The 16814-nt window shown below is 49.7% G+C and carries 13 protein-coding genes; 9 read left to right on the plus strand and 4 right to left on the minus strand.

The features are described from left to right. Positions 1–29 precede the first annotated feature (29 nt). The 6 genes from tsaE to BN8_RS21665 all read left to right on the plus strand — a co-directional run bounded on the left by tsaE (position 30) and on the right by BN8_RS21665 (position 8458). A complete protein-coding gene (gene tsaE, locus BN8_RS21640) occupies positions 30–455 on the plus strand; it encodes a tRNA (adenosine(37)-N6)-threonylcarbamoyltransferase complex ATPase subunit type 1 TsaE (protein WP_009284078.1) in 426 nt (141 codons plus the stop codon). Positions 456–568: 113 nt separating this feature from the next. Continuing rightward, positions 569–1780, plus strand: a complete 1212-nt coding sequence (locus tag BN8_RS21645) for an alanine dehydrogenase (protein ID WP_009284079.1) — start codon at positions 569–571, stop codon at positions 1778–1780. A 53-nt stretch (positions 1781–1833) separates the two neighbouring features. After that, entirely contained in the window at positions 1834–2238 is a 405-nt protein-coding gene (locus BN8_RS21650; protein ID WP_009284080.1) for a hypothetical protein, read from the plus strand. A gap of 403 nt (positions 2239–2641) precedes the next feature. Next, entirely contained in the window at positions 2642–4666 is a 2025-nt protein-coding gene (gene gyrB, locus BN8_RS21655) for a DNA topoisomerase (ATP-hydrolyzing) subunit B (protein ID WP_009284081.1), read from the plus strand. A 165-nt stretch (positions 4667–4831) separates the two neighbouring features. Then, positions 4832–7069 (plus strand): polyphosphate kinase 1, encoded by a 2238-nt coding sequence (gene ppk1 / locus BN8_RS21660; protein WP_040006707.1) that lies wholly within the window; start codon positions 4832–4834, stop codon positions 7067–7069. A 147-nt stretch (positions 7070–7216) separates the two neighbouring features. Beyond that, the gene (locus BN8_RS21665) at positions 7217–8458 is read left to right on the plus strand and encodes a NupC/NupG family nucleoside CNT transporter (RefSeq protein WP_009284083.1); all 1242 of its coding nucleotides are present in this window, start codon (positions 7217–7219) and stop codon (positions 8456–8458) included. A gap of 51 nt (positions 8459–8509) precedes the next feature. On the opposite strand, the gene BN8_RS21670 is transcribed toward BN8_RS21665, so the two are convergent. Then, positions 8510–9532, minus strand: coding sequence for a fatty acid desaturase family protein (locus BN8_RS21670; protein WP_229368240.1), 1023 nt, complete (start codon positions 9530–9532; stop codon positions 8510–8512). A 363-nt stretch (positions 9533–9895) separates the two neighbouring features. Then, the gene (locus BN8_RS21675) at positions 9896–10747 is read right to left on the minus strand and encodes a M12 family metallopeptidase (RefSeq protein ID WP_009284085.1); all 852 of its coding nucleotides are present in this window, start codon (positions 10745–10747) and stop codon (positions 9896–9898) included. A 267-nt stretch (positions 10748–11014) separates the two neighbouring features. Between BN8_RS21675 and BN8_RS21680 the strand changes: the two genes are divergently transcribed. Both BN8_RS21680 and BN8_RS21685 read left to right on the plus strand, forming a co-directional pair. Next, on the plus strand, positions 11015–12700 hold the full coding sequence (locus BN8_RS21680; RefSeq protein ID WP_009284086.1) for a fatty acid--CoA ligase: 1686 nt from the start codon (positions 11015–11017) through the stop codon (positions 12698–12700). An 89-nt stretch (positions 12701–12789) separates the two neighbouring features. Then, on the plus strand, positions 12790–13281 hold the full coding sequence (locus BN8_RS21685) for a metallophosphoesterase family protein (protein WP_009284087.1): 492 nt from the start codon (positions 12790–12792) through the stop codon (positions 13279–13281). A 47-nt stretch (positions 13282–13328) separates the two neighbouring features. On the opposite strand, the gene ftsH is transcribed toward BN8_RS21685, so the two are convergent. Together ftsH and rsfS are read right to left on the minus strand one after the other, a co-directional pair. Next, positions 13329–15350 (minus strand): ATP-dependent zinc metalloprotease FtsH, encoded by a 2022-nt coding sequence (gene ftsH, locus BN8_RS21690; RefSeq protein ID WP_009284088.1) that lies wholly within the window; start codon positions 15348–15350, stop codon positions 13329–13331. Between the two features lie 151 nt (positions 15351–15501). Beyond that, positions 15502–15897 carry a ribosome silencing factor gene (gene rsfS / locus BN8_RS21695; protein WP_009284089.1) on the minus strand — a complete coding sequence of 132 codons (396 nt, stop codon included), beginning with the start codon at positions 15895–15897 and terminating at the stop codon, positions 15502–15504. A gap of 114 nt (positions 15898–16011) precedes the next feature. Here rsfS and BN8_RS21700 point away from each other — a divergent pair, with 114 nt between their 5' ends. Then, positions 16012–16776, plus strand: a complete 765-nt coding sequence (locus tag BN8_RS21700; RefSeq protein ID WP_009284090.1) for a biotin--[acetyl-CoA-carboxylase] ligase — start codon at positions 16012–16014, stop codon at positions 16774–16776. Positions 16777–16814: the final 38 nt, after the last annotated feature.

Genomic DNA, 16814 nt, shown 5'->3' on the forward strand with positions numbered 1-16814 from the left:
TATCTTTGCGGTTCGATACCGTGAAGCCTATGACGCTATACTTCCAACGACTGGACGAACTCGACACTGTGGCGCATCAGCTCCTGGCCCAAGGGCGACAGCATCGGGTGTGGCTATTCGAGGGAGAGATGGGTGCCGGCAAAACCACGCTCATCAAAGCTCTGTGCCGGGCGTTAGGTGTGGTTAGTATGGTACAAAGTCCAACGTTTTCCATCGTTAATGAATACACGACCCATGAAGGGCGTCCGGTGTATCATTTCGATTGTTATCGGCTTCGTAATGAAGCTGAAGCCCTGGACATTGGTATGGAAGAATACTTTGACTCTGGAAATTATTGTTTTGTGGAGTGGCCTGAGCGCGTTTCCTCGCTTTGGCCGGCCACGTATTACCAAATCGATATAACGGCCGATGTGGATGGCCGCCGAACTGTTAAAACTGAACTTGTTGGTTCGTAGTTTGTCGTTTGTAGTTCAAGTTTAAAGTTGGTAGTTCGAGGCATCATCCTCTTAACGACAAACGACAAACTATGAACTACGGACAACAAATCACAAACCTCAAACCATAGAGCATGACCGGATTTGAGGAATTGGCCAAACAAACGGCCTTATATCCAAAGGAAGCCCCGCTGGCAGTTAAAACCAATAAAAATAGCCTGCTGATTGGCCTTCCCAAGGAGGTTTCGTTACAGGAGAGCCGCATCGCTCTGACGCCCGAAGCCGTGGCCATTCTGGTTCGGAACGGCCACAATGTTATCGTTGAAAAAGGCGCTGGCGAAGGGGCTAAGTTTGGCGACAACGAATACAGCGAAGCCGGTGCGCAGATCGCTTACTCCCCCAAAGAAGTCTATGACGCCAATCTTATTCTAAAGATTGAGCCCCTGCTCGACGGTGAATTCGATCATGTTAAACCCAACAGTACGGTTATCTCCGCTCTGAATCTCCCGGCGCTTGAACGTAGCTTTTTTGAAAAGCTGAATAACAAAAATATCACGGCCATCGGGTACGAATACATTGAGGATCAGGCCGGGGGATTACCTGTGATTCGTTCCATGAGTGAGATCGCCGGTAGTACCGTAATGCTCATCGCGGGTGAATATCTCAGCAATGTCGACAATGGACGAGGCATCATCCTCGGCGGCATTACGGGCGTTCCCCCAACGAAGGTTGTGATGCTGGGGGCCGGTACGGTTTCCGAATACGCCATCCGGACCGCCCTGGGCATGGGTGCCGACGTAAAAGTGTTCGATAAGTACCTCTATAAGCTGCAGCGGCTCAAATACGCTGTCGGTATGCACATCTACACGTCCATCATTGACTCTGATACGTTAACTGAAGCCATTGAACGGGCCGACGTCGTGATTGGTGCCATGCGGGCAGAAGATGGCCTGAGTCCCGTAGTGGTGACCGAAGATATGGTGAGTCGCATGAAACCTGATTCAATCATCATCGACGTAGCCATCGACCAGGGCGGTAATTTCGAAACGTCGCGAATGACCACGCACAAGAACCCTACATTCCGGCAACACGACGTATTGCATTATTGCGTACCCAATATTGCGGCCCGGGTATCACGTACGGCGAGTATGGCTCTGAGCAATATCTTCCTGCCATTCTTGCTGGAAACCGGCACAACCGGAGGTATTGAAGAGATGATGTATGCGAACCGTTGGTTTATGAAAGGTGTTTATGCACATAAGGGCACACTGACCAACGCCTACATCGCCAGAAAGTTTAACATGCGCTTCAAAGACCTGGAATTGTTGCTGGCTGCCAGGTTTTAACCGTATCAGGCAGGCGGTTTGAGGTTGTGCTACAAACTGAACGACAAACTAAGATGATTCACCATAGCAACGAAAACGCGCTTCTCGACGATGCCAATTCGCCCGACATCAACAAACAGTTGATGGGGGCTATTTCGTCGGATTTTGTGCTGGTGGCCGACCAGTTGAAGGAGGCTTCCTATCAGATTCGGAAACGTGGCTTTTCGGAGTTTCCAATTTTTGTAGCCTCCCGGCGGGATGTACCCATTGGACAGTTGCTGATTGGAGCCACTGAGCTGTCCAACCAATGGAATTACAAGGCCACCTTTGTTGATGAATTTGTTCAGCGTAAGCTCATTGGACCGGAGTCAATCGACCTCTTTAAGGAGAACTACAAAAAGCCTGATGAGTATTGCTGTTTATTTGTCGTACAGGGCGATTTTGCTGGTTTTGTGTATATCCCATACCCGGAAGATTGATCGCTGTACCGACGAAACACATGCAAAGCCAGACATCAGTTGTCTGGCTTTTTTTTTACGTATTTATGCTCGGTTTATGCCGGTAGAATCTTAGGCTACCCAATAAGATTTTTTTTAGAAATTCGCAGTTGCTTTCTGATTACATCGGGATTTTAACGTAGCCGACTAATTTCGATTATCCATAGGCTTTTTTGTTGTGTTAACGGTAGCAAAAAGCGCTCTCTGCTAAAAATTAGCCCTATTCACATATTTTTCGTATATTAATGCGGGCTAGCTGGAATGAGTAGGAAATGACGATTTTTTTTTGTATTTTTACAATCTATAATGGGTCAGATAACCCAGGGTGCTGACCCAACTTCCGAACCCCTTACCAGGATAATTGTTGACATACTTTCATTCCAATATGACAAACGAACTTGTTGAAGCAGACATCCAGCCGGAGGTAGCCGGTACACCGGGCCAAGTCAACGCAAATGGCAGCTACAATGCCGATAACATTCAGGTGTTAGAGGGTCTGGAAGCCGTTCGTAAACGCCCCGCCATGTACATCGGCGATGTAGGCATCAAAGGGCTGCATCACCTCATCTGGGAAGTTGTTGATAACTCCATCGATGAGGCCCTGGCCGGATACTGCGACAAGATTACAGTAACCATCAACGAAGATAATTCCATCACCGTCACTGACAACGGCCGGGGTATCCCGACCGGCATCAATACCAAAATGGGCAAATCAGCCCTTGAGGTGGTTATGACGGTGCTGCACGCGGGTGGCAAGTTCGATAAAGACACGTATAAGGTTTCGGGTGGTTTGCACGGCGTAGGGGTCTCCTGCGTAAACGCATTGTCTACCGACCTGCGTGTGGAAGTTCACCGCGAAGGCAAAATCTTCGAACAGGAGTATAAAACCGGCCATCCTCAATACGATGTTCGGGTGATTGGCGAAGCCGAGGACACCGGTACTATCGTGCGATTCAAGCCCGACGCCAGCATTTTTACCGAAACGGTTTTCAAGTACGACACCGTGGCGGGTCGTCTGCGTGAGCTGGCATTCCTGAATAAGGGCATCCACATCATCTTGAGCGACCTGCGCGAACTTGATGAGAGTGGTCAACCCATCAATCAGAATGAGTTCTTCTCGGAAGGGGGTCTGATTGAGTTCGTCAAGTATCTCGATGAGAGCCGCCCCGCCCTCGACGGTATGGAGCCGGTATACATGGAGAACGAGAAAGGGGCAACGCCTGTGCAGGTAGCGCTGGTGTACAACTACGAAGCAGGCGAGAACGTCATGTCGTACGTGAACAACATCAACACGCACGAAGGTGGTACGCACGTTCAGGGCTTCCGCTCGGCCATTACCCGGGTGCTGAAAAACTACGCTGATCGTAACAGCAGCATTCTCGGCAAAAACGCCGGTAAGGTTACGTTTTCGGGCGAAGATTTCCGCAAAGGTCTCACCGCCGTTATTTCAGTGAAAGTGGCCGAACCGCAGTTTGAAGGCCAGACCAAGACGAAACTGGGTAACCAGGATGTTGTGAGTGCGGTTAGTCAGACCGTAGCAGACCTGCTCGAAACGTGGCTTGAAGAGAATCCCAAAACTGCCCAGGGCATCATCAAGAAGGTCCTGATTTCGGCACAGGCTCGTATCGCGGCTGAGCAGGCCTACAAGCGTATCATGGCCGACCGCAAGGACTTCATGAGTGGCATGGGGCTGCCTGGTAAACTGGCCGACTGCTCAGACACGGATCCCGAAAAATGCGAACTGTACCTGGTAGAGGGCGACTCGGCCGGCGGTACGGCCAAGCAGGGGCGGAACCGGGCCTTCCAGGCAATTTTGCCGCTACGGGGTAAGATTCTGAACGTAGAGAAAGCGCTGGAACACAAGATTTACGAGAACGAAGAGATCAAGAATATCTGGACGGCCCTCGGTGTTCGGCTTGAGAAACAGGGCGACGAAACCGTGATGAATCTCGACCGGCTGCGTTATCACAAAATCATTATCATGACCGACGCCGACGTGGACGGTAGTCACATCCGAACGCTGATCCTGACCCTGTTCTACCGCAACATGAAGGCCCTGATCGACAACGGCTACGTGTACATTGCTCAACCACCGCTCTATCTGGTGAAGAAAGGCAAGGAAGAGCGTTACTGCTGGAGTGAGCAACAACGCGAAGCGGCCGTGAAAGAACTGGCTGGTGAAGGACGCGAAGAAAGTGTGAACGTACAGCGATACAAAGGTTTGGGCGAGATGAACGCCGAGCAGCTCTGGAGCACCACTATGGACCCAGACCGCCGGAGTCTTAAGCAGGTGACGGTTGAATCGGCCGCCGATGCTGATCACGTTTTCTCGATGCTAATGGGCGACGACGTAGCTCCCCGACGCGATTTTATCGAACGGAACGCGAAATACGCCAGAGTCGACGTTTAAGAAAAAGACAGTGAAAGCGGGCCGAAACGCCCGCTTTTTTGTTGTAGTTTTAGTCAATAAAGTTGTATACGTTTCGCTATGCCCACCAACCGAACCTTACTTGGAAACCTGGTTTCCCGATTAACACAACGACCACAGAACACCGCCGAAAAAGCTTCTGATAAAATGGCAAAAGTTAGCGAAAAGGTAATTAGCGTCATTGAACAAAGTGATTATCTAAGCCGCGATCTAAGTTGGCTGAAATTCAACGAACGAGTACTGGATCAAGCTCGTAGCGCCGATCGTACGTTAATGGAGAGGTTAAAATTCCTGGCTATCTCGGCGTCGAATCTGGACGAATTTTTCATGATACGCGTTGGAAGTCTTTACAATTACCTCGATTATCACAAGCAACGCGTTGACTATTCCGGCCTGCGTGAAGTGCCATTCCGCAAAGCTCTGTTCACGGCCGCCCAGCAATTTAACCGCGAGCAACAACAGGTCTTTGTTGAGGAGTTATTACCGCTTTTCACGGATAATCAACTTCGTCTGGTTCATTTTGACGAACTGACCGCTGACGAACAGGCTGAAGCTACCGATTACTTCGACCGGACGATCTACCCGACGCTGACACCAATGCTGTATGACTACACGCATACGTTCCCGATGCTGTTAGCTAAAGTCCTGATTTTTGGCGTTGTGACGGTAAATCCTGATGGCGCTCCCTTGCAAAGTTTGCGCACGGAAGATGAGGACGAACGGCAGCGCCTGTCGTTCGTGCAGATTCCGGCCAATCTGCCGCGATTCCTACCGTTTGATCGCGACGAGGAAGTGATTTTCTTACCTATTGAAGAAATTGTCCGGCAGAATATCAAGAAGCTGTACCGGAATGTAGAGATCATTTCGGTTAACCTTTTCCGGATTACCCGGAACGGTGATTTTACGCTCGACGAAAACGACGATGACGAAGCCGATTTCCTGGATGAGGTCCGGCAGAAAATCAAAAACCGTAGGTTAGGGCGCGTTACGCGGGTTGAGATAGAGTCATTTAACCCCGATACGCCCGGAGCCATCTGGATGATCAATCTGCTAAAAAAACGTTGGGAAATTGACGAGCTGAATTTGTTTGAAGCTCCCTATCTACTTGATTTCTCCGCATTATGGCAAATTGTTCGTCATCCTGAGTTCAAGGACGACATGCCTCGTCCACATGCACCGGTGCCACCACTCGGCCTGAACAGGGAGAAAATCGACGATATTTTTGAGGTAATCAGGCAGCGGGATGTCCTTCTGCATCATCCGTACAACAATTTCGAACCCGTACTGCAATTGCTTGAACAGGCGGCTGAAGATCCGAACGTATTGGCCATTAAAATTACGGTTTACCGACTGGCTAAACGGTCGCGGATTACGGAAGCGCTGTTGAAAGCCGCTGAAAACGGCAAACACGTATCGGTGCTGTTCGAAGTAAAAGCCCGTTTCGACGAGGAAAACAACATTCGGGAGGCTCAGCGTTTGCAAAAAGCCGGCTGTTTTGTCATCTACGGCATCAGCCGCTATAAAACCCATACCAAGCTACTGCTGGTTGTACGTAGTGAGGGCAGTCGGGTGGTGCGCTACGCCCATATGGCCAGTGGTAACTACAACGAAGATACGTCAAGGCTCTATACGGACATTGGTCTGCTGACGACCGACGAAGTATATACGCACGACATTTCCGAGTTTTTTAATGTCATTACCGGCCACTCACTGCCGAACGAATACCGGTACCTGATTACGGCCCCGCGGGGTATGCGCGACCAATTGATTCGACTGATCCAGACCGAAGCTGAAAATGCGCAGCGAGGCTTACCGAGTGGGATTTGCATCAAACTCAATTCGCTGGAGGATAAACTGGTCATCGATGAACTGTACAAAGCGTCGCAGGCCGGAGTTCCTATCCGGCTGGTCGTGCGGGGCATCTGCTGCCTCCGTCCGCGTCGAAAGGGGCTGAGCGAGAACGTTACAGTTCGTTCGATCGTGGGCGATTATCTGGAGCATACCCGCGTGTTTTACTTCCACAATAACGGCGACCCGAAGGTGTATGGGGGTAGTGCCGACATCATGGTTCGCAGCTTCGACCGTCGAATTGAATCGCTGTTCATTCTGGCCGACCAGCGGGTGAAGCAGCAGGCCATCCTGCTTCTTGCCTACAACCTGCTTGACAATGTCAATGCCTATGAATTGCAGGAAGATGGAACCTACAAAAAATGCGAAGTACCCACCGGCGAAAAGCCATTTAATATTCATGAGCGATTCTTCGACGTGACCGAAAAAGAAGTCATGGCCGCCCGGCTATTCGATCCTGAACTGAAGCCCGCCGATCAGGCGATCATTGAAGAAGAATACCAGGAAGGTGCTGAACGGGCTATTGCGGATATTTGATTTAGAGGGAGGAGAGGAGGAAAGAGAGAAAAGGAGGAAGGGGTCTAAAATCAGGGGACCTATCCCTTTCCTCCCTCCTCCCTTTCCTCCTTTTTTGTTCGTATCTTCGCAGGCTTAACTTAAAAATTACCACGACACCCCTATTCAATGAGCCGCTTTACCGGCCTAATCGGCATCGTTTTGATTCTCGGCATTGCCTATGCAATGTCAAATAACCGCAAAGCAATTAACTACCGTACAGTTGGGGTTGGCCTGGCACTACAGTTTGGACTCGCGGTGTTCGTACTGAAAACACCCATCGGTCAGCAAATCTTCCAGGGCTTAGGTTACTACGTCGACCGGCTTCTGCAAAAAGCCGGCGCTGGTGCCGCATTCGTTTTTGGCCCACTTGTCAAGAGTAATTTGCTTTCCGAGGCTTTCGGGGCTGGAAATAACCTCATCTTTTTTTTCCAGATTATTCCGACTATCATCTTTGTGGCGGTGCTGGTCAACATTTTCTACCACCTCGGCATCATGCAGCGGGTGGTAGCCGTCATGGCCCGTATGATGAAGTGGCTCATGGGCGTTAGTGGAGCCGAGGCTCTCTCGAACGTAGCCAGTACGTTTGTTGGTCAGGTCGAAGCGCAGATTATGGTGAAGCCTTATCTGAAGTCCATGACCAATTCTGAGCTATTGGCGTCGATGGCCGGTAGCTTTGCCTGTATTGCGGGGGGCGTTCTGGCGGTATATATCTCGCTGGGCGTACCGGCCCCTTATCTGCTGGCGGCCAGCATCATGGCTGCACCGGGGGCGCTGGTAATTAGTAAGATCGTATACCCCGAAACGGAAGTTTCTGAAACGAAGGGAACGGTGAAACTCGAAATCAAGAAGACCCACGCCAATCTGCTGGATGCCATTGCAGCAGGTGCCAGCGAAGGGTTGAAAGTTGGGTTTAACGTGATTGCTATGTTGATCGGGTTCATCGCCCTGATCGCCCTGATCGATAGCCTGCTGTTCCGGCTGGGTTTCTACGTATTAGGCATAGACAACCTGAGCCTGAACTACCTGCTGGGCAAACTATTCTCCATCTTTGCATGGGCGATGGGCGTCCCTGGCAAGGACATTGAAGCCGCCGGCGCCCTGATGGGTACCAAAATGGTCGTCAACGAATTTGTGGCCTATCTCGACTTGGTAAAAATCAAGCAGACGCTGGACCCCAAAACAATCGCCATCACCAGTTTTGCCTTGTGCGGCTTCGCCAATTTCTCCTCGATTGCCATTCAGGTAGGCGGCATTGGCGAGCTGGCCCCTTCGCGTCGGAGCGACCTTGCCCGGCTGGGCTTCAAGGCTCTCATCTGCGGAACGCTGGCCAGCTATATGTCCGCAACGCTGGCAGGACTTCTCCTGTAACCTAGCATCATGAACAAACAGTACCAGGCCGGTAGGAAGAGGATTTCTTCTTTACCGGCCTAGTACTTTCAGCATCTTGATATGCGAACTAATAGCCTCAGGAAACGACGCCTTGTTGTTGTAAGGAATGCCACATTCCTCGGCTGTACGTTGTACAATCGGTGAAAGCGCCCTGTAATGAATGTGCGAAATCGTGGGGAAGAGATGGTGCTCGACTTGAAAATCCAGTCCGCCAATGAACCAGGAAAGCAGTTTCGGGCACGAAAAATTGGCCGTAGTCTGCATCTGGTGAATGGCCCAGGCGTTTCCTACAATTCCGCTATCGTCGGGAGCAGGCTGTTCGGCACCTTCTACAATGTGCGCCAGTTGAAAAATGGTACTCAGCACCAGACCTGCCGTAAAATGCATAACTGCAAAACCAAGGAGCCATTGCCCAAATGTCAGGTCGGTTATTAGCAACGGTAGCACCGCGATAAAGAGCAAATAAAAGACTTTGCTGCCAATGAGAATGGCAACGTCGCGGTTCGAGAATGGTTTAATCAGTTTCCCCTCCTGCTTGTGGTTATATCGGTATGCCTGCCGAAAATCTTTGATAAAGAAAGAAACCGTCATCAATCCATACAGCAGAAACGCGTAAATATGCTGATACCGGTGAATACGCTTCCGCTCGTCGCTGTGGGAGAGCCGTAACAAAAATTTTCCTGTAATATCCTCGTCTACGTCGTGGATGTTGGTATAGGTATGGTGGAGGGTGTTATGCTGTATTTTCCAGTTCAGTACATTCCCTCCCAACAGATACAGGCAGGAACTGAACAGCGTATTGATCCAGGGTACGTTAGAAAATGAGCCATGATTAGCATCATGCATCACGGCCATGCCTACACCGGCAGTTCCAAGACCCATCAGCACCGCAAATCCCAGCATGGCCCAGGCGGTAAATTGATTGGAAAGAATCAATCCATAAGGTACTAGCAGCAAACAAAGCATGAAAATGCCTTTGCATACCAACTGCTGATCTCCCTGCTTCGATAGAGATTGTTCGGCAAAGTACTGGTCAACTCGCTCTCGAAGCATCGGAAAAAATACCGATTTGTCTTTGTTTTGAAATTTTACGGTTTTTTTCCGCATCTCGTTCTTCTACTCGGCCGATTGGATATGAAACCCGCCTTCTACAAGAACGCACAAAACAGGATTGCTATACTTTTATCTACAAAATCAGTTAAAAAGTTTGATAACGACCAGCCCGTTTTTCAAATATGGCCGACAACCTTAGGAAACTTTGTAGCACGGTGCTTATGTCCATAGTGTCTGCTTTATTACGAGGGCATATTCGTTCGAGATCTACATACTTAATAAAACGCCCAGCCAGGTGGCCGGGCATTTTCAGGCAAACAGGTAATTTTACAGTTTTACTTTTGCACCCTGAAACACAATGAGTTACGGGTACATATACTTTACGGTGTTAATATCTACCGGCGACAGACCATTGCGCTGCCCTACGAAAGTCGAGCCATCTTTTTTAGTAAGCGTAGGCAGGCCATTTTTTGAAAAGTCGTACGAGCTGTAAAGCATGATAGAGCCGAAATCCAGCCCACCTGCATAATCGAACCCGTCGCGGCCTAATTCTACGTAGGTCTGAAAGTTACTTTCGTAACCCGTGGTAACATTACCCAGATTAACGGTAACGTATGTGTTGCGATCAGCGCGCGTATGCTCGTGCCACAAACCGATAGCATGACCAATTTCGTGGATAGTGTTTCCTGTTGAACAGCCGGTAGCCAGATTGATGTACTGCACACCACCTGTATAACCTACAGACGACGAACAACCACTCCCCGGTCGGAACACAACATAGGCGTTCTGCGTCGTCCGCTGCACAAACCGAATTGGCGTATTGGCTTCCCAGTGAGCAATGGCACTTGTCACACGCGTCTGGTTGGGTAAGGTCGGATCGATGCTGTAATAAACCACCTTACCCGGCCAGCGTGACGAAGCCCTGGAGCGGCCTGTTCCCTGGGTCTCTGTGTACGGATCATCGCGCAGGTCAGACGGGTTGAGTAGCATGTCGCCTTCAAACACAGCCTCACCGTTGATGGCCTGGTACACCAGCTTCTGGCCAAAAAAGTAAGCGACCTTTGTTTCCCCGGTTTGTCCCGGATATGCCTGTTCGGCTGTAGTTGACATCATGAATTCGGGTTTAGCCTGCTGTTCAGTTGCGTCCTCCCGCGAACAGCCCGTAAGCCCCATAACGGCTACTAATACACCTATTGATACATACTTGTTTGACATAATGAGATTGGTTGGTTGCTAACGTTAACTTTTGTGTATAAGGAATTACTTTTCATAAAATTAAATACAATATCTAATATTAGTTAACATTTTGCATAAAATATTAATAATAAAGCTATTTAAATTGATTATAACTAAATAATCTTATTTCAATGGATTGATTGAATGAATGTATACACGACAGTGTATTAGAAAGCGGGCTTTATACAAAAGTTTGTTGGTAATGTTATAGGACAGTACCTTTAAGGATAAAAGCTCTCGCCGTTTATGATAAATACCAAGCTTATTCCCCGCACTGCTCAGGCTTATGAGACCCCCATGTTAATTAAGCATCTGCTGGCTCAATCCCTGAAATATGAACCTCAGCGCGAAATCATTTACCGCGATCTGTTTAGAATGACTTACGTCGACTTTAACCGGCGAGTTCGGCAACTGGCCAACGTACTCACTAACCTGGGCGTGGGGCCGGGCGACACCGTAGCCGTATTCGACTGGGATAGCCACCGGTATCTGGAATGTTTCTTTGGAGTAACCAGCCTGGGGGCCATTTTGCACACCATCAACGTTCGCTTGTCACCGGCTCAGATTCTTTATACAATGAATCATGCTGAAGACAAGATTGTGCTGATTCATGAGGACTTTCTACCAATTCTGAATGGAATTAAAAGTCAATTGACAACAGTCAACCGATTCGTATTGATTAGCGACAAGGTTTATACAGATTCATCGGCAGTAACCATACCGGATGGATTTGACGGCGAATATGAAGGCCTGCTGGCGGAGGCTTCGGATCAATATGATTTTCCCGATTTTGACGAAAATACCTGGGCAACTACGTTCTACACAACCGGTACTACGGGACACCCTAAAGGTGTTTACTTCTCGCACCGGCAATTGTTTATGCATACTATGGGGCTGCTCAGTTACGTAGTCGGTTATGAAGCCGTTCCATTTCGGTCCGCTACTGACGTGTACATGCCTATTACGCCCATGTTCCATGTCCACGCCTGGGGATTCCCCTTTTTGGCTACTATGATGTCGGTGAAGCAGGTATACCCGGGGCGTTATGAGCCCGAAATGTTGCTTCGGCTTTTGCTTAAAGAAGGCGTTACGTTATCCCACTGCGTCCCAACAATCCTGAACATGCTCGTCAGCAGCCCAGTCGCTAAACAAGTTGATTTAAGCCGCTGGAAGGTCATTATTGGGGGGTCGGCGCTAACCAAAGGACTAGCACGAGCTGCCCTGGACCTGAACATCTCGGTATATGCTGGCTATGGTATGTCCGAAACCGCTCCGGTGCTGACCATTACGTACCTGAACGATCAGGAAAAACCGCTTCCTATCAACGAGCAGGTTGATTTACGAACCCGGGCTGGCCGAATTGCGCCCTTTGTCGAACTACGATTGGTTGATGATGATGGAAACCCTGTTCCCCATGATGGACAATCGCTGGGTGAAGTGGTGGTACATGCCCCCTGGCTCACCCAGGGCTACTATAAGGAGCCCGACCGGAGTGCTGAACTCTGGCGCGATGGCTGGATGCATACCGGAGACGTAGCCACAATTACACCCGACAACTGGCTCCAGATTGCTGACCGAACGAAAGACGTTATCAAAACCGGTGGCGAATGGATTTCCTCACTGGAGATTGAAGACTTACTTTCGCAGGCAGCCGGTGTGGCCGAAGCAGCCGTCGTTGGCCTTCCCGACGATAAATGGGGCGAACGTCCTCATGCCCTCATTGTTCTGAAGCCCGGTGCAGCCGAGAACGTTACTACGGATCAGATCAAAGCTGGTTTACTCGACAAGGTTCAGCGAGGAGAACTGAACAAATGGTACGTGCCTGACCGGATTGTGTTCGTCCCAGAAATTCCCAAAACCAGCGTCGGAAAGATTGACAAGAAAAAGATCCGCTCAGAGATGAAAGATATGATTTTGGGCTTGTCTGCCTAAATAGTTTAAACCCGAGGGCGTAACCTTTTCGCTGAAGCAGCATCAAATCTTTGCGTACTTTGCGTAAACGTTGCGCCCTTGCGTTTAAAATGACTCGAATCGGCCTTATTTCTGATACACACAGCTACCTTGACCCGCAGGTTTTTACCTACTTTGATACCTGCGACGAAATCTGGCACGCGGGGGATGTCGGTGCTTTGACCGTTTTAGAACAACTGCAGGCTTTTAAACCGGTCCGGGCAGTATGCGGTAATATCGATCAGGAAACCAGCGATCTGCCTTCTCACCTCCGATTTACGCTCGAAGGCTTTGATATCTGGATAACACACATTGGCGGAGCCCCACCGAAGTATAACCCCATTGTCCGACCAAACTTACAGATTCATAGACCAGACCTGTTTATTTGCGGTCATTCGCACATTCTGAAAATTGTGCGCGACCCAAATCTACCGGGTTTATTATACATGAACCCTGGAGCCGCCGGAAAAACCGGCTTTCACCGCATGCGGACAGTCGTGCGGTTTTCTCTTAATGGCCGGCAGATCCTTGACATGCAGGCAATTGAATTGGGCAAAAAATAAGGCCGGTGTTCGAACACCGGCCTTATTTAGTTTTGTCAGCAACTGGATTACATAGGCAACGATTGAGGCTCAGTTTCAGCGGGCTTGGCCTCACGACCAATCTCCTCTTTCACCTCCGCTCCTTTATTTTTGTAAGCCTGGTAAACCGTTTCCCGTTCGAATGGCCGCTTGCCAATCAAACGTTCCAGGTCGTTCTGATACAATATTTCTTTTTCGAGCAGCTCTTTAGCGATGATATCCAACGCTTCTCGCTTCTCGCTCAGCAACTCTTTCGTGCGGTTATAAGCCTGATCTACGATCTTGCGTACTTCTTCATCAATGTGCTTGGCGGTCTCTTCCGAATACGGCTTGTTGAACGCGTATTCCGACTGCTTTGAATCGTAGAAGGATACATTACCAATCACGTCGTTCATACCATACATCGTCACCATGCTGTAGGCCAGCTTCGTGATACGCTCCAGATCGCTCAGAGCACCCGTTGATATCTTGCCGAATACGAGGTCTTCGGCAGCCCGACCGCCCAGCGCCATGCACATTTCGTCCATGAGCTGCTCGGTCCGGTACAGGTACTGTTCACGCGGGAGATACTGTGCGTAACCCAGCGCGGCCACACCACGCGGTACGATCGTTACCTTCACGAGCGGATCAGCATGTTCGAGGTACCAGCCCGCTACTGCGTGACCAGCCTCATGGAACGCGACGATCTCTTTCTCTTCAGGCGAAATAATTTTATTCTTCTTCTCCAGACCACCGATAACACGGTCCATTGCATCCTGGAAGTCTTTCATTTCGATCAACTCCTTGTCGCGACGGGCGGCAATCAGGGCGGCTTCGTTACAAACGTTGGCAATTTCAGCCCCCGCGAAACCAGGTGTCTGAGCAGCCAGATCTTTCGGATCAACGTCCTGAGCCAGTTTCAGTGGCTTCAGGTGTACTTTAAAGATCGCTTCACGACCAACGATGTCCGGTTTGTCGATGCTGATCTGACGGTCGAAACGACCAGGACGCTGCAACGCCGGGTCCAGTACGTCCGGACGGTTTGTAGCAGCCAGGATGATGATACCGGAGTCGGTAGCAAAACCATCCATCTCTACCAGCAGTGAGTTCAGCGTGTTCTCGCGTTCATCGTTGGCACCCGGCATAGAGCCCCGGCCCCGCGAACGACCCACGGCATCAATTTCGTCGATGAAAATGATACAGGGTGCTTTCTCTTTCGCTTGTTTGAACAAGTCACGTACCCGAGCAGCCCCGACACCCACAAACATTTCGACGAAATCAGAACCTGACAGCGAGAAGAATGGAACGCCGGCTTCACCTGCTACGGCCTTTGCCAGCAAGGTCTTACCTGTACCCGGAGGGCCAATCAGCAGCGCACCCTTAGGAATCTTGGCGCCCAGCTTCGTGAACTTGGTCGGATTCTTAAGATAGTCAACTATCTCTTTGATTTCTTCTTTGGCTTCATCAAGGCCAGCTACGTCGTTGAACGTAATCTTCACCTTATTTTCGGCATCGAACAGGGCAGCGCGCGACTTACCAATGTTAAATATCTGCCCACCGGGTCCACCAGCACCCGACATACGGCCCAGCAGAAAATACATCGCCAGGATCATGATAATCAGGAAGCCCCAGGTGCCAATCCACTGGCTCCAGTCGCCCCGCTGTTCGAATCGATAATCAATCTTCTCGTTGTCGGGCAGGCCCTGCTGCAACTCATCAAGGTCTTTCTTGAAGGTCTCGCCTGAGGCAATCTGGAATTGAAAGTGCGGCCCATGATTAGCGCCAAAATATGGTTTATCGGAGAAGAAGCCCCGATATTTTGGACTTTGTGCAGCTTGCTGGGTTAGCGTAACTTCGGCAATTTTGTCGTTGACCACCACTACTTCGGCGACTTCACGATCCTTCACCATTCGCTCAAAGCGCTTTTGCGAGATTTCGCGGGTAGCGCTGCTTTTGTTGAAGAATGTAATCCCCAGGATAGCGGCAATCAGTAAAGCGACAATCCACCCCTGGAAGTTAGGTTTACGTGGCCCCCGGGGTGCTAACGGATTTCTATTGTTGTTTTCTGACATTTCCTCAGGTTGTACAAACGGATTTCAATGGGTAACACCGTTTCGAAGGTGAATGTTTCTACAACGAAACGGTTCGGACAGGCGGTTCTTATGTTCAATAAACGGTTGATTAAGACTGACCTGTTCGCACTGGCTCAATCAACCGGTAAACTTACGCAGCCGTTGTTAAAACCGGCTCCTCGACGTATTGAATTTCAGCATCGCCCCAGAGCTGCTCCAGGTCATAGAAAGACCGACGGTCTTTCTTGAAAACGTGTGCCACAACGTCGACGTAGTCCAGCAGAATCCACTCGCGGTTCAGTTTTCCCTCTTTATGCCAGGGATCCTGGTGACTGGCTTTATACACTTCCTCCTCGATGGAGGTTGAAATGGCGTCAATCTGCGTGTCGGAGTTACCCGAACAAATGACAAAGTAATCACAAATGGCATTCTTTACGTTCCGCAGGTCCATCACTACAACGTCGGTGGCTTTTTTTTCCTGCATTCCTTTCACGACGAGGTCGCGCAATTGTTCGGCGGTAACGTGGCTATTGTTGTTAATTCTCATGCTTTCGGTTTAACATTGCACCATAAGCCAATCAGCGGGTACATTGCCATCCAGACATCTATGTGCTGTTTCTGCACCATTCATTAGCTTCCCTTCACTAAACTAAACAATAATTTGTACAAAATCTATCCCAAATCCTTTTTTGTTGGACAAAATATCAAATATCTGCCAAGCTGTCAGTCAACCAACGACGAAGCAGCCCAACTCATTGCCCAACATGACCCCGCCGAAGGGACTATTGTCATTACGGACCGACAAACCGCCGGTCGCGGGCAGCGTGGGAACCATTGGGAAGCGTCGGCCGGCCAGAACCTGACATTTTCGCTGATCGTACGGCCAACTTTCCTGAATGCCAGCGAACAATTCTGGCTGAACACGGCCGTTTCGCTCGGCATCTTTGATACGCTCAGCCCACTGCTTGGCGACGGACTGCGTATCAAATGGCCCAATGATATATACGTAGAAAAACAGAAATTGGGTGGCATCCTGATCGAAAATATCTTACAAGGCTATAATCTGGCGTGGTCGGTGGCGGGTATCGGCTTAAATATCAACCAGACGGAGTTTATGTATTCAACCGCTACGTCGCTGCAACGGCAGGTTCCGCTCCCAAGTGGTTATGACTTACCGGGACTATTAGCTCAGTTATGCGAGAAACTGGAGCAGCGATACCTGCAACTGCGGGCTGGTCAGCGGGCTACGTTGCGGGCGGCTTATCTGCAAACGCTGTTCCGATATCAGGAGGAACATTGGTTTTCGGCCAATCAGGAGTCTTTTCGTGGCCTTATTACCGGTATCGACGAAGCTGGCAGACTAGCCATTGCTGTTGATGGTCGCATACGGTATTTCGGCTTTAAGGAAGTGGAGTTCATTTTGTAAGTACTGATAGAAACGCTGAAGGGGTGTCAGGTTCAAGA

Origin of the sequence: Fibrisoma limi BUZ 3, from assembly GCF_000296815.2 — a bacterium.
Taxonomy (GTDB): Bacteria; Bacteroidota; Bacteroidia; order Cytophagales; family Spirosomataceae; genus Fibrisoma; species Fibrisoma limi.

Excerpts from the sequence above, each read along its gene's own strand:
- BN8_RS21645 (WP_009284079.1), top strand. The coding sequence starts at position 569 with ATGACCGGATTTGAGGAATTGGCCAAACAAACGGCCTTATATCCAAAG.
- tsaE (WP_009284078.1), top strand. The coding sequence starts at position 30 with ATGACGCTATACTTCCAACGACTGGACGAACTCGACACTGTGGCGCAT.
- BN8_RS21685 (WP_009284087.1), top strand. The coding sequence starts at position 12,790 with ATGACTCGAATCGGCCTTATTTCTGATACACACAGCTACCTTGACCCG.
- BN8_RS21670 (WP_229368240.1), bottom strand. The coding sequence starts at position 9,532 with ATGCTTCGAGAGCGAGTTGACCAGTACTTTGCCGAACAATCTCTATCG.
- rsfS (WP_009284089.1), bottom strand. The coding sequence starts at position 15,897 with ATGAGAATTAACAACAATAGCCACGTTACCGCCGAACAATTGCGCGAC.
- BN8_RS21665 (WP_009284083.1), top strand. The coding sequence starts at position 7,217 with ATGAGCCGCTTTACCGGCCTAATCGGCATCGTTTTGATTCTCGGCATT.
- ftsH (WP_009284088.1), bottom strand. The coding sequence starts at position 15,350 with ATGTCAGAAAACAACAATAGAAATCCGTTAGCACCCCGGGGGCCACGT.
- BN8_RS21680 (WP_009284086.1), top strand. The coding sequence starts at position 11,015 with ATGATAAATACCAAGCTTATTCCCCGCACTGCTCAGGCTTATGAGACC.
- ppk1 (WP_040006707.1), top strand. The coding sequence starts at position 4,832 with ATGGCAAAAGTTAGCGAAAAGGTAATTAGCGTCATTGAACAAAGTGAT.
- BN8_RS21675 (WP_009284085.1), bottom strand. The coding sequence starts at position 10,747 with ATGTCAAACAAGTATGTATCAATAGGTGTATTAGTAGCCGTTATGGGG.
- BN8_RS21650 (WP_009284080.1), top strand. The coding sequence starts at position 1,834 with ATGATTCACCATAGCAACGAAAACGCGCTTCTCGACGATGCCAATTCG.
- gyrB (WP_009284081.1), top strand. The coding sequence starts at position 2,642 with ATGACAAACGAACTTGTTGAAGCAGACATCCAGCCGGAGGTAGCCGGT.